Annotated in this window: 17 protein-coding genes; all 17 read right to left on the bottom strand. The window is 71.1% G+C overall.

What is annotated here, in order from left to right; all coding sequences use genetic code 11:
* Nucleotides 1–25: 25 nt before the first annotated feature.
* The 17 genes from FHR82_RS24055 to FHR82_RS23975 all read right to left on the bottom strand — a co-directional run bounded on the left by FHR82_RS24055 (nt 26) and on the right by FHR82_RS23975 (nt 20,901).
* Nucleotides 26–1,783, bottom strand: coding sequence for an NAD(P)H-dependent oxidoreductase subunit E (locus FHR82_RS24055; protein ID WP_184812777.1), 1,758 nt, complete (start codon nt 1,781–1,783; stop codon nt 26–28).
* A gap of 108 nt (nt 1,784–1,891) precedes the next feature.
* Nucleotides 1,892–4,858: a formate dehydrogenase subunit alpha gene (gene fdhF / locus FHR82_RS24050; RefSeq protein ID WP_184812776.1), complete on the bottom strand. Its 2,967-nt coding sequence runs from the start codon at nt 4,856–4,858 to the stop codon at nt 1,892–1,894.
* 73 nt (nt 4,859–4,931) lie between these two features.
* Nucleotides 4,932–6,728, bottom strand: a complete 1,797-nt coding sequence (locus tag FHR82_RS24045; RefSeq protein ID WP_184812775.1) for an aldehyde ferredoxin oxidoreductase family protein — start codon at nt 6,726–6,728, stop codon at nt 4,932–4,934.
* Between the two features lie 42 nt (nt 6,729–6,770).
* Complete coding sequence (gene mobA / locus FHR82_RS24040; protein ID WP_221464212.1) at nt 6,771–7,616, bottom strand: molybdenum cofactor guanylyltransferase; 846 nt, start codon at nt 7,614–7,616, stop codon at nt 6,771–6,773.
* A 71-nt stretch (nt 7,617–7,687) separates the two neighbouring features.
* Entirely contained in the window at nt 7,688–9,106 is a 1,419-nt protein-coding gene (locus FHR82_RS24035; protein WP_184812773.1) for an MmgE/PrpD family protein, read from the bottom strand.
* Entirely contained in the window at nt 9,103–9,951 is an 849-nt protein-coding gene (locus tag FHR82_RS47590) for a cyclase family protein (protein WP_311771244.1), read from the bottom strand. Before FHR82_RS47590 ends, FHR82_RS24035 begins: the two co-directional genes overlap by 4 nt.
* A gap of 67 nt (nt 9,952–10,018) precedes the next feature.
* Nucleotides 10,019–10,834 carry an alpha/beta fold hydrolase gene (locus FHR82_RS47585; protein ID WP_184812772.1) on the bottom strand — a complete coding sequence of 272 codons (816 nt, stop codon included), beginning with the start codon at nt 10,832–10,834 and terminating at the stop codon, nt 10,019–10,021.
* On the bottom strand, nt 10,831–11,832 hold the full coding sequence (locus FHR82_RS24020) for an ABC transporter ATP-binding protein (protein ID WP_184812771.1): 1,002 nt from the start codon (nt 11,830–11,832) through the stop codon (nt 10,831–10,833). Before FHR82_RS24020 ends, FHR82_RS47585 begins: the two co-directional genes overlap by 4 nt.
* On the bottom strand, nt 11,829–12,641 hold the full coding sequence (locus tag FHR82_RS24015; protein WP_184812770.1) for an ABC transporter ATP-binding protein: 813 nt from the start codon (nt 12,639–12,641) through the stop codon (nt 11,829–11,831). Before FHR82_RS24015 ends, FHR82_RS24020 begins: the two co-directional genes overlap by 4 nt.
* A 1-nt stretch (nt 12,642) precedes the next feature.
* The gene (locus FHR82_RS24010; protein ID WP_184812769.1) at nt 12,643–13,497 is read right to left on the bottom strand and encodes an ABC transporter permease; all 855 of its coding nucleotides are present in this window, start codon (nt 13,495–13,497) and stop codon (nt 12,643–12,645) included.
* Complete coding sequence (locus FHR82_RS24005; protein WP_311771243.1) at nt 13,490–14,572, bottom strand: ABC transporter permease; 1,083 nt, start codon at nt 14,570–14,572, stop codon at nt 13,490–13,492. Before FHR82_RS24005 ends, FHR82_RS24010 begins: the two co-directional genes overlap by 8 nt.
* Nucleotides 14,569–15,327, bottom strand: a complete 759-nt coding sequence (locus FHR82_RS24000; RefSeq protein WP_184812768.1) for an SDR family NAD(P)-dependent oxidoreductase — start codon at nt 15,325–15,327, stop codon at nt 14,569–14,571. The genes FHR82_RS24005 and FHR82_RS24000 overlap by 4 nt, the downstream gene beginning before the upstream one ends.
* Entirely contained in the window at nt 15,320–16,120 is an 801-nt protein-coding gene (locus tag FHR82_RS23995; protein ID WP_184812767.1) for a maleate cis-trans isomerase family protein, read from the bottom strand. Before FHR82_RS23995 ends, FHR82_RS24000 begins: the two co-directional genes overlap by 8 nt.
* Nucleotides 16,120–16,860, bottom strand: coding sequence for a DUF2848 family protein (locus FHR82_RS23990; protein WP_184812766.1), 741 nt, complete (start codon nt 16,858–16,860; stop codon nt 16,120–16,122). The genes FHR82_RS23995 and FHR82_RS23990 overlap by 1 nt, the downstream gene beginning before the upstream one ends.
* Nucleotides 16,857–17,240: a carboxymuconolactone decarboxylase family protein gene (locus FHR82_RS23985; RefSeq protein WP_184812765.1), complete on the bottom strand. Its 384-nt coding sequence runs from the start codon at nt 17,238–17,240 to the stop codon at nt 16,857–16,859. Before FHR82_RS23985 ends, FHR82_RS23990 begins: the two co-directional genes overlap by 4 nt.
* A 2-nt stretch (nt 17,241–17,242) precedes the next feature.
* Nucleotides 17,243–19,246 carry an oxidoreductase gene (locus FHR82_RS23980; RefSeq protein WP_184812764.1) on the bottom strand — a complete coding sequence of 668 codons (2,004 nt, stop codon included), beginning with the start codon at nt 19,244–19,246 and terminating at the stop codon, nt 17,243–17,245.
* Complete coding sequence (locus FHR82_RS23975; protein ID WP_184812763.1) at nt 19,243–20,901, bottom strand: ABC transporter substrate-binding protein; 1,659 nt, start codon at nt 20,899–20,901, stop codon at nt 19,243–19,245. The genes FHR82_RS23980 and FHR82_RS23975 overlap by 4 nt, the downstream gene beginning before the upstream one ends.
* Nucleotides 20,902–20,915: the final 14 nt, after the last annotated feature.

Raw genomic sequence — 20,915 nt, 5'->3', positions numbered from 1 at the left:
GGCGCCTTCTGGCTCGCTCCCGCGGTCAACGATCTGGTTGCTCCTTCGCACCGTTCGGACGGGGTTGCGGCCGGGCCGCCGCCCCACCCTTGTCCAGTCCCAGCACCGACACCACGGGGCCGAGCGCGACCTGCCCGAGCCCGCAGATCGACGTCTTGCGCATCGCTTCCTCCAGCCGCAGGACGTGCGACCGCTGCTCGTCGTCCAATGTGGACTTGCCGGCCAGCAGTGTGTGCGCCTTCGTGGACCCCGCCCGGCAGGGCACGCACTTGCCGCAGGACTCGTTGCGGAAGAACCGGAGCACGTTCGTCGCGGCCGCCAGCAGGTCGGTGCCCTCCGCCAGCACGACGAGGGCGCCGGAGCCGAGCATGGTGCCCGCCTCGGCGAGCGTGCCGAAGTCGAGCGCGAGGTCGAGCTGGTCCGGGCCGATGAAGTTCGACGACGCACCACCCGGCTGCACCGCGCCGACCGCCTTGCCGTCCTGCACACCGCCCGCCAGGTCGATGAGCGCCCGGACGGTGGTGCCCATCGGCACGCAGTACACGCCCGGGTTCTCGACGTGCCCGGACACGGCGAAGAACTTCCAGCCGACCGAGTCGCCGAGCCCCTGCTCGCCCCACCACTGCGCGCCGCGCTGCAGGATCACCGGCACGTCCGCGAACGTCTCCACCGAGTTGATCAACGTCGGGCGGCCGTGCAGGCCGTAGTTGCCCGGGAACGGCGGCTTGTTGCGGGGCTCGCCCCGGTGGCCCTCCATGCACTCGAGCAGCGCGGTCTCCTCGCCGAGGATGTACCCGCCGGGCGAGACGAAGATCTCCAGGTCCAGGCGCCGCCCGCTGCCGCACGCGTCCGGCCCGACGACCCCGGCGGCGCGCAGCGCGTCGATCTCCGCACGCAGCACACGTTCCTCTGGCCCGTACTCGTGCCGGATGAACACGTAGCCCTGCTCCGCGCCGACCACGGCCATGCCCAGCAGCAGCCCTTCGAGCACCAGGTGCGGCTGGTCGGCGAGGATCTGGCGGTCCTTGAACGTGCCGGGCTCGGACTCGTCCGCGTTGCAGATCGCGTACTTCACCGGGTCGTCGGTGCCCGCGACCAGCTCCCACTTCTTGCCGGTGGGGAACCCGGCGCCGCCCATGCCACGCAGCCCGGACGCCGACAACGTGGCGACGACCTCGTCGGTGTTCAGCTCACCGGTGAGCAACGCCCGCAGCGACGCGTACCGCTCCCCAACACCCGAACCGGCGGCGTACGGGTCGTTGGGCCACGGCTCCGTCCGCGACGACGCCACCGCCTCCGACACGCCGTCCCCGCGCGCGGCGTCGACCAGGGCGTCCACGGCGGCCATCTCGGACACCGGCGTCGGGTGCTCGTTCACGTCGGCGGCGGGTGCCACGTCGCAGCGGCCGAGGCAGGAGACCTCGACCAGCTCGACGTCGGTGTCCGCGCCGTAGCGCGCCTTCACCGCGGCGATCCGGTCCTCGCCGCCACGCAGCCAGCACGACAGGTCGTGACAGACGTGCAGCGCGACCTTCGGCGGCGGGGTGGTGCGGAAGTGCGGGTAGAACGAGACGATGCCCTCGATCTCGTACCTCGGCCGCTTGACCTCGCGGGCCAGCTCCTCCAGCTCCTCGCGGGGCAGCCAGCCGAGCCGCGCCTGGATCGCGTTGAGCGCGGGGATCAGCGACGGGCCGGGGAACTTCCCCGCCCGCCCCTCGACTCCGGGGACCCAGTGGGCCCTGGTCGCCGCCGCCCTCGCTGTGACGCTTGTCGCTTCGCTCATCCGCTCAGACCTCGTCTTCCCTCGTCGCGTGCTCGGCGCCGGCGCGCCCGCGCGCGCTCCTCGGTCCAGACGAGGCCCGCTCCTTCGCTCTGCTCCTGGGACTCGGTGTCATTCCGCAGCTCCCAGCGTGGCCACGTCGGTCGTGTGTTCCGCGCCCAGTGCCTCCACCTGGATCGCGCAGAACTTGTACTCGGGGATCTTGCCGACCGGGTCGATCTCGTCGATGGTCAGCAGGTTCGCCGCCGCCTCCCGGAAGTGGAACGGGATGAAGCAGTTGCCCAGCTGTTCGCGGTGCGAGATCCGCACCTGCAGCTCGATCACCCCTCGGCGCGACCGCACCCGCACCAGCTCACCGTGTGCGAGACCGCGGTCGGCCGCGTCCTTCGGGTGCATGTACACCTCGGCGATCGGTGAGATCGTGTCCAGCGCGAAGGAGCGGCGGGTCATCGACCCGGTGTGCCAGTGTTCGAGGAGCCGCCCGGTGTTGAGCACCAGCGGGTACTCCGCGTCCGGCAGCTCCCTGGCGGGCAACCACTGCGCTGGCACGAGGTGCGCGAGCCCGTCGTCGGTGTTGAACCGCTCGTCGAACAGCACGACCGTGCCGTCGGAGTGCTCCGGGTCGTCGTTGGGGTACAGCTTCCCGGACAGGCCCAGGTTCTCGTGCTTCAGGTTCGCGTAGGACGGCATGAGCGCGACCATCTCGTCGAAGATCTCGCTCGGTGACGTGTACCGCCAGTCCAGCCCGACGCGCTGCGCGATGTCCTGCACGATCTCCCAGTCCACCCGCGCCTCGCCGGGCGGGTCCATCACCTTGCGGCCGAGCTGCACGCGCCGGTCGGTGTTGGTGTAGCTGCCGTCCTTCTCCAGGTACGAGGACGCGGGCAGGATGACGTCCGCGAACTCCGCCGTCTCGGTGAGGAAGATGTCCTGCACCACCAGGAAGTCCAGCGTGGAGAGGGCCTTGCGGACCTTGTTGATGTTCGGGTCGGACAGGAACGGGTTCTCGCCGAGCATGTACATGCCGCGCACGCCACCCGGCTTGAGCACCGACCCGATGATCTCGGTGACGGTCAGCCCGCGGTTGGGGTCGAGCTTGGCGCCCCACGCCTGTTCGAACCGCTCGCGCGTCTCCCCGGCGTCCACCCCCTGGTAGTCCGGGTAGAACATCGGGATCAGGCCCGCGTCGGACGCGCCCTGCACGTTGTTCTGGCCCCGCAGGGGGTGCAGGCCGGCCCCGGGCTTGCCGACGTTGCCGGTGATCGAGCACAGCGCGATCAGGCAGCGGGCGTTGTCGGTGCCGGTGGTGTGCTGGGAGATGCCCATGCCCCAGTAGATGACGCCTGCCTTCGCCTCGCCCCACACGCGGGCGACCTCGCGGATCAGGTCGGCGTCCACGCCGGTGATCTGCGCGGCCCGCTCCGGCGGGTAGTCCGCGACCGTGCGGGCCAGCTCGTCGTAGTTGGACACGCGCTCGCGGATGAAGTCGCGGTCGATCAGGCCGAGGCGGATCACCTCGTGCATGATCCCGTTGTAGAACGCCACGTCCGTGCCCGGCTTGACCTGGCAGTGGTAGTCGGCGTGCTCCGCGACCGTGCTGGCGCGCGGGTCGACGTACACGATCTTCGTGCCGTTGCGGCGGGCCTGCTTGAAGAACGAGCTGGCGACCGGGTGGTTCGCGGTCGGGTTCGAGCCGGTGATGATCACGACCTCGGCGTTGACGACGTCGCCGTAGGTGGTGGACACCGCGCCGGAGCCGACGCCCTCGAACAGCGCGGCGACCGACGACGCGTGGCACAGGCGCGTGCAGTGGTCCACGTTGTTGGTGCCGAAGCCCACGCGGATCAGCTTCTGGAAGAGGTAGGCCTCCTCGTTGGAGCACTTCGCCGAGCCGAACCCGGCGATCGCGCCGGGACCCTGCGTCGCGTGGATCTCCTTGAGACGGCTGGCCACCAGGTCCAGCGCCTCTTCCCAGGTCGCCTCGCGGAAGTAGGGCATGACCTCGTCGTAGTCGACGAGCCCGCCGGGCTTGCGACGGCCGTCGCGGCCCAGCTTCTTGTCGCCGCGACCACCGCCACTGCGGTTGCCGCCCTCGACGCGGCCGCGGTCGTTGCCGTTGCCCTTGCCGCCGTCGCCGCGGACGTCCGCCGACAGCGGGCCCTTCGGGTAGGCGGAGTCGATGCGGATCAACGGCTTGGTCAGGCGCTGCGGGGAGGCGGCGTAGTCCCAGCCGTACCGGCCCTTGACGCACAGGCGGCTCTTCGAGCCCGGCTGGTCACGGCCCTCGGCGAAGGAGATCGCGCCGCGTTCGCGGTCCACGTAGTAGGTGAGCGCGCAGCCGACACCGCAGTACGGGCAGACGCTGTCGACCGCGTCGAGCTGCTCGCGCGGCTGGATCGGGATGTTGTTGATGGCCTTGTTGGTCAGCGCGCCGGTCGGGCAGGCCTGCACGCACTCACCGCAGGTCACGCACGAGCTCTGGCCCATCGGGTCGTTGAAGTCGAACGCGATGAGGGTCTCGTAGCCCTTGCCGGACCGCCCGATGACGTCGTTGCCCTGCACGTCGTCGCACGCGCGGACGCAGCGGTCGCACAGGATGCAGGCGTCGTGGTTGACCTCGATGACCGGGTTCGACAGGTCGACACCGCGCCCGGAGCCGCACGGCAGCTCGGTGGTCTCCTTGGCCACGTCGAACCGGTCGGCCAGCTCCAGCAGCAGGTTGTCACCGGTCTTGGTCTGCTTGGGGTCCTCCGCGCGCGGCGGCTGGTCGGAGATCAGCAGCTCGGTCAGCGTGGCCCGGTTCTGCTGGATCTCCTCCGTGTCCGTCTTGACGGTCATGCCGTCCTCGCACGGGCGCACACACGCCGCGGCGAGCACCCGGCCCCCGGTGTCGACCACGCACATGCGGCACACGCCCACCGGGTCGTAGCGCTCGTCGTGGCACAGCACGGGGATGTCCACACCGGCCCGTTTGGCCGCGTCGTAGATCGTCGTGCCCTCGGGCACGGTCACCGACCGGCCGTCGATCTCGGCCGTCACCGTCCTGGTGGACGTGTGCGGCTCCTCGAGAGTCGTCATCGTCGCTCCGTCTCTCCTGGCATTGCATACAGCATACCGTTACGGCTCCCCGCTTGTGTGGCCGACGCCGGGCCTAGAGGAAAAGATCCGCCAGATCGGTGGCGGACACCCTGCCGTCCTGGTCAAGACCGCGTGCTTCGTAGTAGCTCGCGACCATCGAACGGAGCCGGTCCGCGGTGAGCGCCGCGGTGCGGCCGGACCCGAGCTCGATGGGGGTCTCGAGCATGCGCACGGGCAGCGTGTCGTCGGCGGCCGTGGCGCCTTCGCGCAGGTTGAACGCACGTTTCGCCCGCACGATCCGCCTGGCGGCGGTACGCAGCTCGTCCGCGTCCAGGTCCCAGCCGGTGACCAGGGCCAGGAGCCGGGCCCACTCGGTGAACGGGTCGTCGAACACCCCGCGCAGGAACTTGCACAAGATCATCGAGTCCATGACCGCGGCCTTGTCCTCGGTCTGGACCGCGGCGGCCACGTGTGCGGCACCGCCGTGGAAGCGGTCGACGTCACCCGACAGGTCGGCCTCGTACGCGCCGGAGCGGTTGTGGTCGGCGCCTCGCGCGTTGACGGCGAGGCCGAGTGCCATCGACTGGAGGCTGCGTGGTTCGTAGCCGGGCATCTCCAGGCCTTTGACCTGCGCGGCGAAGTCGAGCGAACCGTGCCCGACCCGCTCGGCGGCACGCCGGGAGCCCTCGGCGAGCAGCTCGCCGAGCCCCGCCGCGCGGCTCCCGATCGCGTCCAGGGCCCTGAGCAGGGCCGCGCCGTCGCCGAAGCGGAGCCACGGCTCCTCGATCAGGCCGCGCTCGACGCACTCCATGGCCCAGGCGATGGTGCCACCGGCGGAGATGGTGTCGATGCCGAGCTCGTCGCAGCGGGCGCTGGCGGCGAACACGTCGTCCGGATCGGACACCCCGCACAGCGGGCCGAGCGCGAACACGTTCTCGTACTCCATCCGCTGGCTGCCGCCGCCCTTGCGGGCGTAGATGTGCTCGCAGCCGATGGAGCAGGACGCGCAGCTGTTGCGCGCCACGCCGCGCAGCTCGTGCAGTTCCTCCGCGGCGAGCCGGGGCGCCTCGGCGAAGGTGGCCGCGGTGAAGTTGCGGGTCGGGAGCGTGCTGACCGCGTTGAACGCCAGCAGGTTCGCGAGTGTGCCCAGCTCCCGGTACTTGGCGGTGGCGGGCCCGAAGCTCCTGCCGCGCAGGTCCTTGGCGGCGGCGAGGACACCGGCCTGGTCGGCGACGCCCACCTTCGTGGCCGCCTTGACCAGCACGGCCTTGATGTTCTTGGCGCCGAGCACCGCACCGAGACCACCTCGGCCGGCGTGCCTGCCGTCGTGGCTGATGGTCGCGTAGCGCACACCCCGCTCCCCCGCGGGCCCGATCGCCGCGGTGCGCCAGCCGCGGCCGAACCGCTCCTTGGCCTTGGTCTCCGCGTCCGCCGCGGACAGGCCCGCGAAGTCGGGCGCCGGTTCGAGCCGGGGCCCGTCGCCGTCGATGAGCAGCACGGACAGCTCGTCCGCGCGGCCCCGGATCACGATGGCGTCGTGGCCGGTCAGCTTGCCCGAGATGGCGAACTGGCTGGACGCGAGCGCGTCGGTGAGCAGGCCGGTCAACGGCGACTTGGCGACCACGGCGAACTTGGCGCTCGTGGTCAGCGGAGTCCCGACGAGCGACGAGTACACGAACGCGAGCGGCGCCTGCGGCGCGAGCGGATCCACGCCGGGCGGAGCGAGCCGGTGCATGAGCCACGTACCGAGCCCGACGCCGCCGAGGTACGCGCGCAGGACCTGGTCGTCCAGCGTGAGCCGGCTGCCGGTCGCGTGCCCGGCGTGCACGTCCACGACGAGCGCCTGTCCGAAGAAACCACCTGGCGCCATGTGTCGACTGTATGCCCTTTCCGTGTGCGCTACCCGTGAGCCCTATCCCCCTGCGTCCGCCGACAGGAACGCGACGGCGTCCCCCGCGACCAGGGGCAACCGCCCGTCCTTGGTCACCTGGTCCCCGTTCAGGGCGGCGACGACATGCCGGTCCAACGTCAACCCGACCACCTCGGCGGCCTGCCCGATCGTCGCGGCCCGGACGACCTTGGGCCGGTGCCCGCCGCCCTTGGCCAGCGCCCCGAACCGCTCGACCACGACCTCGGGTGGCTCCCGGTCCCGTGCGGCCCGGTAGTCCTCCGGCGTGTTGACGTTGAGCACCGAGTCCAGCTCCGGGTCGTACTTCGCGACCGCCGCGTCGGCCAACAGGGCCGCGTCGTCCAACTGCGTCACGTCGCAGTGCTTGAAGATCATCCCCGGCCGCTGGTTCCCCTCCGCGAGGAGCTTCGCGACCAACCCGGCGATCCTGGTCTGGTAGGCGGCCGCCAGCGGCTGCCGGAACCCCCGCGCAACGGGCAGCACGACGTCGATGTCGTCGGTGAGTGCCCGCAGCACCCGCCGCACGTACGCGGGGTGCAGGAACGGCAGGTCGGTGGAACAGACGAACGCCACGTCAGCGCGGTCCGCCACAGCGGCCAACCCGGCGGCGAGGCCCTGCATGGGCCCCAGACCATCGACCGGATCCTCGACCACCTCGACCCCGGCAGGCAGCTCGGGCAACTCCTGCCCTGGCGCGGCGACCACGACCACCGGCCCGTCGACCGACCGCGCCATCACCGCGGCCGCCCGGTAGAGCAACGTCGAACCGTGCCACTCGAGCTCGGACTTCGCCGTCCCCATACGGGTGGACCGACCACCCGCAAGCACCACACCAGCCGCTTTGCCCACCACCCGAGGATAGCCAGTGCACCGGCACCGCCCTTCGGCGCCGCGAACCGGGGAGAGGAGCGTACTCAGCATCACCTCGTTCCTTCCGGTCGGACGAGCGCCAGCAACTCGTCCGGGCGCGAGCCGCCGCCCAGCCCCGCGACGCACTCCTCGACGGCCCGCACCGCCTCGGGGGTGAGCACGCCATCGGCGTTGTCGCGGAACTTCGCGCGCAGCTCGTCGGTGGACAGCGGCCGCTGCGGGCCGCCGCGGTTCACGAGCGCCTTCGCGGTCCACTCCCTGCCGTCCGCGGTGCGCGCCCGCAGCACGGCGGGGAACTGGTACGGGAAGATCGCCGTGCACTCGTCGTCGGCGGTCACGTCGGTCACCGACAGCAGCCGCAGCCTGCGCGGCTCGGCAAGGAGCCCGGTGTCGTAGTCGGCGTAGGCGGCGCCGAGCCCCGACCCGCCGAACAGGCCGACCGCCGCCGCGTACGGTCCGCTGAACTGCGCCTCGTACGGGGTGGCCGGCCTGCGCTTGCGCTCGATCGGCTCGCCGACCGTGCGGACCACCGGTGCGGGCACGCCGACGGTCAGCGCCTCGACCTCGTCCGGGTCGACGCCCTGTTCACGCAGCGCACGGCCCGCGTCGACGATGGTGTGGGTGAAGTGGTTGGCCGGGTAGGGCTTGAAGAAGATGCCGGGCACGGCCCACTCCTCGCCGAGCCCGCCGGTGATCTCGGCCGGGTCGTACTCGCCGCGCAGGAACGCCTCGAAGAAGCCGAACCGGCCTTCGAGGACGGTCGGCGGACCGGTGAACCCGTGCTTGACGAGCTGTGCGGCGCTCACCGCGGCGTGCGCGGCCCAGCCGCAGTGCAGGCGCTTGACCGTGCCACCGGTGCGGTTGGCCTCGATGACCCCGGAGGCCATCGACGCCGACACCCCGATGACGTCGGTGATGCCGTCCTCGTCCAGGCCCAGCAGCATCGCCGCCGCGACCGCGCCGCCGATGGCACCGCAGATCGACGTGGCGTGCTGGCCGTGCTCGAAGAAGGTCGAGTTCTTCGCCTCCTTGTCGTAGCCCGCCATGCCGAGGCGGACGCACACCTCGAGCCCGGCGGCGACCGCGGCCAGCAGCGCCTTCCCGTCCGTGCCCGCCGCCTCCGCGGCGGCGAGCGCGGCGGGCACCACCGACGCACTGGGGTGCAGCACCGACGGCAGGTGCGTGTCGTCGTAGTCCAGCGAGTGCGCGAGCACGCCGTTGGCGAGCGCGGCGAGTGCGGCGGGCACCCGTTCCGCGTCACCGATCACGTGCGCCTGCCCGGCACCGCCCTGCTCGCGCACGTATGCCAGAGCCGCGGCGCTCGTGTCCAGCGCGCGCCCGGCGAGGCACAGCCCGAGCACGTCGAGGACCCGGTCACGCACGCTCGCCGCGACCTCGGCGGGCAGCGGCTGGTGCCGCGTGGCGTCGGCGAACGCCGCCAGGTGCCTGCTCAGCGTCGGCTCGCTCACGCCGCCACCGCCCCCGGGACGACGGCCAGCGGCCGGACCGGCGAACCGGTGGCGCCGACCAGCTTCAGCGACGACAGGACGAACAGGAACTCGTGCACGCCCTCGGCGGCCAGCTCCTCCAGCTCCATCGCCTCGATGATGTGGATGCCGCGCTCCACCAGCAGCACCCGGTGTGCCGGCAGCAGCGCGTGGCCCTGGCCGGGTGGCAGGCACTCGAACGCGATCGTGTCGGCACCCGCCGCGTGCACACCCCGGTCGGCGAGCCAGCGCGCGCCGGCCTCGCTCACGCCGGGGACACCGGAGTCGTGCCCGAGGTACTCGGCCGGGTCCGGGGACGAGAAACGCGGGCCCCAGCCGCTGCGCACCAGCGCGACGTCGCCGGCACCGAGGCTGCTCCCCTGCCGTTCGAGGGTGGCGTCGAGGTCGGCCGGGGTGATCTCGTAGCCGGGCGCGCACCCGGGCAGGCCGAGCGCGGCGGGCACGTCGAGCAGCACGCCGCGCAGGAACATCGGCTCGATGGTCTCGGCGCCGAGCGCGGTCATCCGGCCGCCGCGCTGCGCCTCCTGGGCGTCGATGTCACCGAACAGCACACCATCGTGCGACACGTGGGAGAACGCGTCGATGTGCGTGCCGACGTGGGTGCCGAGCGAGATGTGGTCGGCGGCGGCCGAGCCGCCGTCGGCGCGGACCCCGTCACCGTGGCGGCGCGGCAGCGTGTGCCAGTAGGGCGGGTGGTTCGGGGACTGGGGCATGCCGCGGAAGAGCGGGCGGCCGAGGTCGAAGACGCGGACCCCCGCGCCGAGGACCGTGCCAACCCAGCCCGCGGCGGCGACGGCGGTGCTCACGCGACCACGCCCCGGTCGCGCGGCGCGTCGAGGCCGGTGTCGCCGGGCTTCTCGTCCGGTGTGGTGGTCAGCATCTCTGGTTCCCTGTCCCCTTGTCCTGGATGACGCCCGCGAGTGCGCGGCAGAACGCCGCCGGGTCCTGTTCGGCCACGAAGTCGGTGGCGTCCGGCAGCACGACCGCGGCCCGGTGCTCGATCCCGCCGACGGCCCGCTCGTGCATGTACCCGATGCGGTCGGCGTCCCCGGCGAGCAACAGGTCGACCGGGCCTGCCGCCCGCACCGAGGCGTGCAGGTCGTGGCGCCAGATCGCGCGGTAGGACGAGGCGAAGTCCGGTCCGGCGTGCAGGTAGTCCAGCACCAGGTCGGTGACCAGTGCCGGGCCCGCCCACGGGTACTCGTCCGTGACGCGCCGCCAGATCCGGTCGAGGTGCGACCCGCTGTTCGCCAGGTCGTACGGCGGTGCGAACTCCGCGAGCCTGCTCGCCTTCTCCTCCTCGGTGTAGACGGGGACGCCGTGCAGGACCACGCCGGCCGCCTGACCCGGGCGCTGCGCGGCGGCGTGCACCGCGAACACCGCACCCGTCGCCCGGCCGAACAACCACGGCCGCTCAGCGCCGAACGCGTCGGCGACGAACCACGCCACCCCGGCGTACCGGTCGACGGTCCACTCCCCCGCGCCCGCCTCGGACTGCCCGTAGCCGGGGGTGTCCACGGCGACGGGGGTGCAGAACCCGGCGAGCAGGTGCAGCGCCTCGCGGTACCGCCGCGACGACAGCGGGCTCTGGTGCATCATCACCAGCAGCGGCCGGTCCGCCGCCTTCGCGGTGCCGGCCGTCCGGTAGTGCAGCAGGCCCCACGGCGCACGCAGGTAACCCGCGTTCACCCGGCCTCCACCGGCAGGAGGCGGTCGACGCGGTCCACCCGCAGACAGGCCACGTCGTGCCGGTCACCGACGCGGCGGTGCGCGACCGGCCCCGTAGAGCACTCGTCGATCTCGATCGGGCATCGTCCACTCAGGACACACACGGTCGGCGCGGCCGACGGGTTGGGGATCTCGCCGCGCAGCGGCACGTGCTCGCGCTTCTCCCCCACCACCGTGGACAGCGTCGCCGACAGCAACGCCCTGGTGTAGGGGTGTTTCGGGTTGGTGAGCACCTCGGCGGTCGGCCCCTGCTCGACGACCTGCCCGAGGTACATCACGGCGACGCGGTCGCTGATCAGCCCGACGGTGGCGAGGTCGTGCGAGATGAAGATGTAGGAGATGCCCTGCTCGCGCTGCAGGTCCCGCAGCAGGTCGAGCACGCGTGCCCGCACCGAGACGTCCAGCGACGACGTCGGCTCGTCGAGCACCACCAGCTCGGGCTCGGTGATGATCGCCCGCGCGATGCCGATGCGCTGCTGCTGCCCGCCGGAGAGGTTGCGTGGGTAGCGCTCGGCGTGCTCGGCGGTGAGGCCGACGCGCTCCAGCATCGCGACGACCTTCTCCCGCCGCTGCGCCTTCGACAGTCCGGACCGGTGGATGATCAGCGGCTCCTCGACGATGTCACCGACCCTGATGCGCGGGTTCAGCGACTCGTAGGGCTCCTGGAACACCACCTGCATCCGCGACCGCAGCGCGCGCAGGTCCTTCTTGGACAGGTCGCCGAGGACCGTGCCGTCGAACGTGACCGTGCCTGCCGACGGGGTGATCAGGCCGAGCGCGACCCGGCCCAGCGTCGACTTGCCGGAGCCGCTCTCGCCGATCACCGCGAGCGTCTCGCCGGGCGCGACCGACACCGACACCCCGTTGACGGCGTGGACCTCCTTGCCGCCGCGGCGGAAGACCTGCCGGATGCCGGTCAGTTCCATCAGGTTCGGCATCGGTGCTTCGCTCGTGGTCACGCGCCGGTCACCTCCTTCGCGGCGCTCGACCACGGTGCGGGTGGCACCGCGGCTAGCAGCTGCTTGGTGTACGGGTGCTCCGGCGAGGTGAAGACGTCGGCGACCGCGCCGGACTCCACGACGTGCCCCGACTTCATCACGACGACGCGCCTGCAGTACTGGGCGACCACCCCGAGGTCGTGCGTGACGAGCAGCAGCGACCGGTTGCCCTCCGACACCTGCGCGTCGATCAGGTCGAGGATCTGGCGCTGCACGGTGACGTCCAGCGCCGTGGTCGGTTCGTCGGCGATCACGAGCGGCGGGTCGTGCAGCATCGCCAGTGCGATCACCACGCGCTGTGCCATGCCGCCGGACAGCTCGTGCGCGTACCCGCGCAGCACCCGTTCCGGCCCGCGCACCTGCACCGACTCGAGCCGGGCCAGCGCCAGCGCCCGGATCTCCGCGCGGCTCGCCTTGCGGTGCGCGCGGATGACGTTGGCGAACTGCTTCTCGATGGAGAGGATCGGGTTGAGCGAGCCGAACGGGTTCTGGGCGACGAACCCGATGCGCCTGCCCCGGATGTCACGCAACTGCTTGCGGTTCGCGCGCAGGAGGTCGACGCCGTCGAAGTCGGCACGGCCGCCGACCACGTGACCACTGACCGGCAGCAGCCCGAGGATCGAGCGAATGGTCACGGACTTGCCGGAGCCGGTCTCGCCGACGAGCCCGACCGCGACGCCCTGCGGCACCTCGAACGAGATGTCCTCGATGGCCCGCACCCCGCTCACGCGGGTGCGGAACTCGGTGGTGAGGCCTGAGACGGTCAGCATGTCAGCTCCCCTCCACGCGACGCTGGATCCCGTTGGCGAGCACGTTCAGGCTCGCGATGGCGATGAAGATGGCCACGCCGGGCCAGATCGCGACCCACCACTGCCCGGTCGAGATGCCCTGCGCGCCGACCTGGACCATCGAGCCCCACGTCGGGTCCGGCGGGGAGACACCGACACCGAGGAAGTTCAGCGCCGCGATCACGATCACCGCGTTGGCGGCGGTGAGCGAGCACTGCACCAGGCACACGTCCACGACGTTGGGCATGATGTGGCGGAAGACGATCCGGCGCGGCCGGGCGCCCGTCGCCACCGCGGCCTCGATGAACCGGCCGTCCCGGATGGACAGCGCCTCACCGCGGATGAGCCGGATGAACCGCGGCCCGTTGATGATCACGATGGCGTAGACGATGTTCTGGATGTTGTTGCCGGTCAGCGACACGATCGTCACCGAGAGCACGATCAGCGGGAACGACTGGAACGCGTCGAGCGCCCGCATCAACCGCTCGCTCCACCGGCTCTTCGACGACAGCGGCAACCCGATCAGCAGGCCGATCACCAGCGACGCGAGCGTTCCGATCAGTGCCAGCGGCAGGTCCCGCTGACCGGCCGCGACGACCCGTGAGAACACGTCGAAGCCGTTGGCATCGGTGCCGAAGATGTGCGCGGCAGACGGCTCCTGCAGCACGTTCGTCGGGTCCGGAGTCGTGGGCCCGTACGGCAGCGGCGCGAAGAACGACGCCAGCAGCAGCAGTGCCAGTACGCCGCCGCCGACCGCGATGCCGGGGTTGGCGCGCACGAACAGCAGGAACCCGTTGCGTGCCGTGCGCGGTGCGGGCACCTGGGTCCGCTCACTCATAGCTCACCCTCGGGTCCAGGGCCAGGACCACCAGGTCCAGCAACAGGAACAGGAACAGGGTCATCAGGCCCGCGGTGATCACGAAGCCCTGGATGACCGGCACGTCCACCTTGAGCACGCCTTCGAGTGCCCACTGGCCCATGCCGCGCCAGTTGAACACGCGTTCCACGATGGCGGCGCCGCCGAGCAGCGACCCGAACAGGATCGCGATGTAGGTGATGACGGTGGTGCGGGAGGCGAGGAACGCGTACCGCACGACGGTCCGCTCCCGCAGCCCGCACGCCCGCGCGAACTCCACCTGTGGCGTGGTGAGCGCGGTGCCCATGCTGCCGCGGGCGGTCTTCGCGAAGTAGGCGGAGTAGACGAGCCCGAGCGCGAGCACGGGCAGCGCCGCGTGCCCCACCGCGGAACCGAACGTCGCGAAGTCGCCGCGGAACAGGCTGCCGAAGATCAGGAACGGCGGGTGGTCGGTGCCCGCCTCGATCGACAGCCTGCCGATGGGGGCGGGTGCCCAGCCCAGCAGGAAGAAGAAGATGTAGATGCCGACCAGTGCCAGGAAGAAGTCCGGCACCGACTGCAGTGCCGAGGTGATCCCGGAGAGCACCCGGTCGGGCCAGCGGCGCGCGAAGTACGCGCCGGTGACGCCGATCAGCATTCCCAGCGAGACCGCGACGAGCAGGGCCAGCGCGACCAGCTCGATGGTGTTGGGCAGGAACTTGCCGATGTCGGAGAGGACCGGCTCGTTCGTGAAGAACGAGTTGCCGAGGTCGCCCTGCAGCAGGTTGCCCCAGTAGGACAGGTACCGGTCCCAGAGCGGCTGGTCGATGCCCAGCTGTGCGTTGACCCGCGCGACCTGCTCCGGTGTGGCGAAGTCGCCGAGGATGGTGACGGCCGGGTTGCCCGGGATGAAGAAGACGAGGACGAACGAGACGCTGCCGAGCACGAACAGCGAGATCGGCACGATCGCGATGCGGACCAGCGCGTAGCGCAGCGCCGGGTGCCGTGCCGACCAGGACCGGCGCGGTTCGCGGGCGCCGGGCGGCTTCTCCTGGCGCGGCGTTTCCACCGTGGTCACAGGACGCTCACCCCGCCGTCCACCGCGATCGTCTGCCCGGTGACCATCCCCGACCCGGCCGAGGCGAGCCAGCGCACCGCGTCGGCCACCTCCTGCGGTTCGACGATGCGTCCCAACGGGATGGTCGCGAGCTTCGCGGTCATGTAGTCGTCGTTGCCGAGCACGTCCGCGGTCATCGGCGAGGGCACGATCGTCGGGGCGACCGCGTTGACGCGGATGCCCGCGCCCGCCCACTCCAGCGCGAGGACCTTGGTGAGGTGGATGATCGCGGCCTTGGTGATGCCGTACACCGCCGAGCCCGCGATGGCGACGAGCCCGCCGGTCGACGCGAGGTTCACGATCGCGCCACCGCTTGTGTCTCTGCCCGTGTCTCTCCCCGCGGCGAGTGCGGGGTGGGCGGCCTGGCACATCCGCAACGTGCCGTTGAGGTTGACGTCCACGACCTCGCCCCACACCTCCTCGGGCATCTCGTCGAAGGTGCCGCGCGCGTTGATGCCCGCGTTGTTGACGAGCAGGTCGAGCCGCCCGAAACGGTCCACTGTGGACCGCACGGCGGCGCGGCACGCCTCGCCGTCGCGCAGGTCCAGCTCGACCTCGTGCGTGGCGCCCGGGGCGGGTGCACCGGTCAGGTCGGCCGCGACGACCGCGTAGCCCGCCTCGGCGAGGTCGGCGCAGAGGACCGCGCCGATCCCGCCGGTGGCGCCGGTGACCAGCGCGACCGGCGGCCCGTCACGTTCAGGTGCTGCTTCAGCCATGGTGTGTTCCCTCCGGCGCGGGCACCGAGGTGGCCGCCGTCCACTCGGCACGGGCGATCCCGGGCAGCGCCCTGGACGTCAGCGCGGTGGCCGGGCTGTGGTGGTCGTCGATCCCGGCGAGCCGCAGCAGCGCCCACAGGGTCGCGAGGTTGCTGCTGACCGCGGGCTTCCCGGTCTCGGCCTCGATCGCGGTGAGCGCGTCGAGCGTGCGCCAGTTCGTGCAGCTGATGACGACCGCGTCCGCGCCACTCGCGTCCATGCCGGTCGCGGCGGCGAACGCCGCGGTCGGCTCCAGCCGTCCCTTGTCCAGGTTGGACAGGATGTGCAGGTCGTTGCGGGCCACGACGCGGAACCCGGTCTCCGACAGGTAGGCGGTGGCACCGTCGGCGACCGGCGCGACGTACGGGGTGGCGACGGCGAGGGTCTCCGCGCGCAGTGCCCGCAGCGCCGCGACCAGCGCGCTGCTGGTGGTGACGATCGGGACACCGGTGCGGCGGGTGAGGTCCGCGCACATCACCTGGTCGGAGTCGCGGCCCGCGAGGAAGCTGCCGGACGTGCAGGCGTAGGCGATGGCGGCCACGCCCGCGCTCGCCAGTTCGGTCACCGCGCGGTCCAGCTGCTCGTGCATGGCGAGCAGGCTCGCCGCCTTCTCCGCCTCGGTGGCGACCTCGGCGACGTACACCCTGGTGGCGAAGACCGCGACGTCGCGCGGCACGTGCGCGGCGAACTCGGGCTCGACCGTGGTGTTGGTGGACGGGACGATCACGCCGAGCCGGGCCCTTCTCCCGTACATCAGGACTCCTTCGGCCGCAACGGAACCCGGAACTCCGGCTCGATCTCCAGGAGCAGGTCGACGACGTCGTAGGACAGCTCGAGCCGGTCACCGCCGTTGTCACCGCCGTCGGCGTCCCGCAACGTCGCGGTCCACGTCGTGCCGAACCGGATCTTCTTGTCGATGCTGGTGTAGGTGCCGCAGTACACGAGGTAGGACTCCGGCAGCGACGTCACCCGTTCGGCGAGGATTTCCAGGATCTCCGGCGGCGCCAGGAACACCGACGCGAGCGAGCTCTGGTACAACTCGCCATCCACTGTGGACTCCAGGACCAACGTGGACCAGCGGGCCTCGACGTCGGCCCACCGCCACACGCGGCGCCCGAGCACGCTCGGGCTGTACTGCTTGGACCAGATGATGCTCGCCCGCTCCAGCTCGCGGTCGGTGTGGTCGGAGCCGACACCGACGTACACCTCGCCATCGGCCACGACGATGACCAGCTCGGCCTCACCCGAGGTGGCACCGCTGTGCACGCCGACCACCTCGTCGGTGGTGACCGAGCCGACCGCCATCGGGTAGATCCGCGGCGCGGGGATGTCGAAGGCGATCCGCACCCCGACGTCGGCGACCTCCTCCTGGTGGGCGACCGCCGACGACGCGTCGACGGTGGCCGAGCCCAGGTTGTAGAGCCGTGCCGGGGTGACCGTCAGCGGTGTGTCCACACCGGACGGGTCGGCGACGTGCAGCGCGAAGGTGGTCACGACTCGTCGAAGACCTTCTTGAGCGCGTGCGTGGCCTCCTCGATCGTGGGCATGCCACCGGGCAGCCCGGAGAGCAGGACCGCCTCGAGCACCTCGCGACGGCTGGCGCCGTGCTGCATGGCGCGCCTCGCCGACCAGATGACCCCGTCGGGGTCGCCCTTGACCGCGGTGGTGACGCCCACGAGCACGAGGTAGTGCGTCTTGAGGTCGAGCGCCTTGGGCTCCTCGGGGAACAGCAGTTCCGCGGTGAGCTGGTCGTAGCGGTGCAGGATCTGCGGGTCGACCTCGGCCATCAGCTCGTGCACCGGGAGCAGCTTCCCGCCCCGGCGGGCCTTGGCGCGCTCGACGATCTCCTCGCCACTCAGTTGTGTGTCGGTCACTCTCAGATCTCCCGTCCGGCGAGTTCGCCTTCCCAGATGGCGTTGAAGATGCGGCGCGGCGACACGCAGTCGCCGATCGCCCGCACCGACGTCTTCCCCTTCAGCTCGTGGAACAGCGCGTCCTGCGCCGCGTTGCCCGTGCTGAGCACGACCGCGTCGACCGACTCGTGCGTGGTGGTCTCCCCCGTCCACACATCGCGCAGCACCACCGAGTCCTCGACGATCTCCGCGATCTCCGCGTCGGTGACGAACCTGATGCCCTTGCCCCGCACCCGGCGGTAGGTGGCCTGCAGGTCACGGCTCGCCTCGAGGTCCGGCGAGACCTGGGGCAGCCGCGTGACGACCGTGACCTCGTGCCTGCGGTCGGCGAGGTACTCGGCGGCCACGAGCGGCTGCCGGGCACCGGTGTCGTCGAAGATCATCACGCGCGGCCCGATCTCGGCTTTGCCGGACAGCACCTCGTTGACCGAGTACACGTTCCACTGGTCGGCGCCCGGCACGATCGACCCGTCACCCCACGACGCCGGGTGCAGGCTGCTCCAGCCGTGCTTCAGCGGTGTGGAGCCGGTCGCGACGATCACCTCGTCGTAGCCGGAGTCCAGCTCACCCGCCTCGACCCGGTGCGTCAGCTTGACATCCACGGTGGACTCGCCGAGCTGCGAGATCAGCCAGTCGGTGATGCCCTGCCACTCGGCGTAGGTCTCCGAGCGGCCGATCAGCTTCACCTGACCGCCCAGCTCGGCCTCCTGCTCGAACAGCGTGACGTGGTGCCCGCGCTGCGCCGCGGTCAGGGCCGCCCGCATGCCGCCCGGCCCACCCCCGACGACCGCGACCCGCTTGTGCCGCTGCGCCTCGGTGAGCGTGCCGACACCCAGTTCTGCCTCGCGGCCGACCGCCGGGTTGTGCACGCAGGCCAGCGGCGAGTTGACGATCGAGGCCATGCACCAGTTGGCGCCGACGCACGGCCGGATCGCGTTCGCCTTGCCGTCGCGCGCCTTGTTGGCCCACTCCGGGTCGGCGATCAGCGTGCGCGCCATGCCCACCATGTCGGCCTTGCCCGCGGCGAGCACGGACTCGGCGAGCTCCGGGGTGTTCATCCGGCCGGCCACCACGACCGGCAGCTCGGGCACCGCGGCCTTGATCCGGGCGGTGTCCTCGACCTGGAACCCGGCCTGCTTCGGTGTCGCGCCGTAGATGTTCATCCGCTCGATGTAGGTGCCCTGCGTGACCGAGATGTAGTCGACCAGCCCGGTGTCGGCGATGGCACGGGCGATCGCCGTCCAGTCCGCGTTGGACAGTCCACCGGGGACGTCACCGTCGCTGCCGTTGATCCGGACACCGACGATGCGGTCCCGCCCGGTCTCGGCGCGGGTGCGCTCGATGATGTCCAGTACCAGCCGCAGCCGGTTCTCGAAGCTGCCGCCGAACTCGTCGGTGCGGTGGTTGGTGGCGGGCGAGAGGAACTGGCCGAGCAGGTAGCCGTGCGCGAGACCGTGCACCTCGACACCGTCCAGGTCGCCCTCCACCGCGTACCGGGCGGCGAGGACGTACCCCTGGACCAGCTCGTCGATCTCGGAGTGCGTGAGGACGTGCGGCATCTCCCGGTACACCGTGCACGGCACCGACGACGGCGCCCACACGGGCAGCCGGTTGACCGTGCCGCTGGTCTCCCGGCCGCGGTGCCACGGCTGGGCGAGCAGCAGCGTCCCGTGCTCGTGCACGGCGGCCGCCAGCTTCTTGTAGTTGGGCACCACGGCGGGGTCGAAGGCGAAGATCTTCCCCTTGTACGGCTGGGTCGTCGGGTGGACGGCCATCGCCTCCATGGTGATGACCCCGACGCCGCCGCGGGCGCGCTCGGCGTAGTAGTGCACGTGCTGCTCGGTGAAGTTGTGGTCCTTCACGAGCTGCGTGCTGTGCGCGGTCATCCAGACCCGGTTCTTGGCGGTCCTGGGGCCGATCTTCTGTGGTGAGAACAGGTTCGGGTACTCGGTCACGGTCTCCGTCATCCCTGCTCGAGCGTGTAGACGAACATCTCCCCGTTGGGGGCGTGCTGGTAGTTGGTGAAGCCCTCGCGGACGGCGTGTACGAAGTCCCGGTCCACCAGGTAGATGAACGGCGGGTTCTCCACCATCTGCTCACTCGCCTCGGTCACGAGCCGGTCGCGGTCCTCGCCCGGCGACATCGAGCCGACCTGCCTGGCGAGGTCGTCGAGCTCGGGGTTGCGGTAGCCGTAGGTGTTGAGCTTCGAGAACGACGAGTTGTAGAGGAAGATCGAGTAGTACGGGTCGGCGACCGCGGGCGGCTCCAGGTACAGCAGCGCCTGGAAGGTGCCGTCGTGGAAGATCGTGTTGATCTCGGTGGCGCTCGCGACCGTCTGGATCTTGACGTCGATGCCGATCTCCTTGAGCTGGCTCTGCAGCAGGATCGCGATCTGTTCGGCCTCCGGCCCCGGCCTGCTCGGGCTGATGTGCAGCGTGATCGGGAAGTTCCCGACACCGGCCTGCGCCATCAGCTGCTTGGCTTGCGCCACGTCGTGCTTGTAGGTGCCGTTCTCCGTGTTCTCGATGCCGTACGCCTGGCTCAGGCCACCCGTCGACGGCTTGTTGAAGCCGCGGTACACCGCGTCCACGATGGACTGGCGGTCGACGGCGAGCGAGATCGCCCTGCGCACCTCGGGCTTGCCGAGGTTCGGGTCGGTCGCGTTGAGCACCAGCGGGATCCGGTCGGCGGACGCGCAGGTCTGCACGTCGACGCCCGGGGTGTCCTTCAGCTGCGCGTACTGCTCGTACTGCAGGCCGGTGCCGTAGCTGGCGTTGCCGGTGGAGACCAGCTGCGCGCGGCTCGACGCGTCCGGCACGGACAGGAAGACCAGCTTGGTGACGTCGCCGCGCTCGCCCTTGTAGTTCGGGTTGGCCTTCAGCGTCAGCCGGTCGCCCGCCACGAAGTCACCCGGCTCCTGCGTCCACGGGCCGAACGTGGCCGAGTGGTTGAGCAGGTACTCCTTGCCCCACGGGTCGGCGTCGGTGACGTGCTTCTTCACGTCGGTGCTGTCGAGGATGCGGAACTGCGCCCACGTGAGGATCGCGAGGCTCATCGCGCCCGGGTTGTCGAGGTGGATCTCGAAGGTCTTGTCGTCCACGACCTTGATGGGGTCGGCGGTGTAGTCGGCGACGTCCTGCATCAGCGTGTTCGGCGTGCCGACCTCGAGCGCGATCAGCCGGTCGAAGGTCCACTTCACGTCGTTCGAGGTGAGCGTGTTGCCCGCGGCGCTCGTCGCGTCGCGGAGCTTGACCGTGATGACCTTGCCGTCCTCGCTGGTCTCGTGGGACTCGGCGAGCTGACCGGTCAGCTGGTCGACGTTGGCGAGGGTGTCGCAGCCCTGGTTGGGCAGTCCCTCGGTGTCCCAGCGGAACAGTGAGCTCGCGAGCTCGAAGCCGATGTTGCGGGACGGATCCCCTTGGTAGTCGGCCGGGTCCAGGCTCGTCGGCAGACCGGTCAGCGCGTAGGTGAAGGTCGCGGACCCCCCGGCCGCTCCGTCACCACCCGACCCGCCACCGCACGCCGTGACGCCCAGCGCCACGGCGAACGTCACGGCGGCGAGCCGTGTCCCCCGTACGGCCCTGCGTGGTGCTCCGGTAGTCCTGCCCAAACGAGATGTCATCATCACGCATCCTC

It is taken from the genome of Actinophytocola algeriensis (genome assembly GCF_014203735.1).
Lineage (GTDB): Bacteria > Actinomycetota > Actinomycetes > Mycobacteriales > Pseudonocardiaceae > Actinophytocola > Actinophytocola algeriensis.
This window is presented reverse-complemented; position numbering and strand designations above follow the sequence as displayed.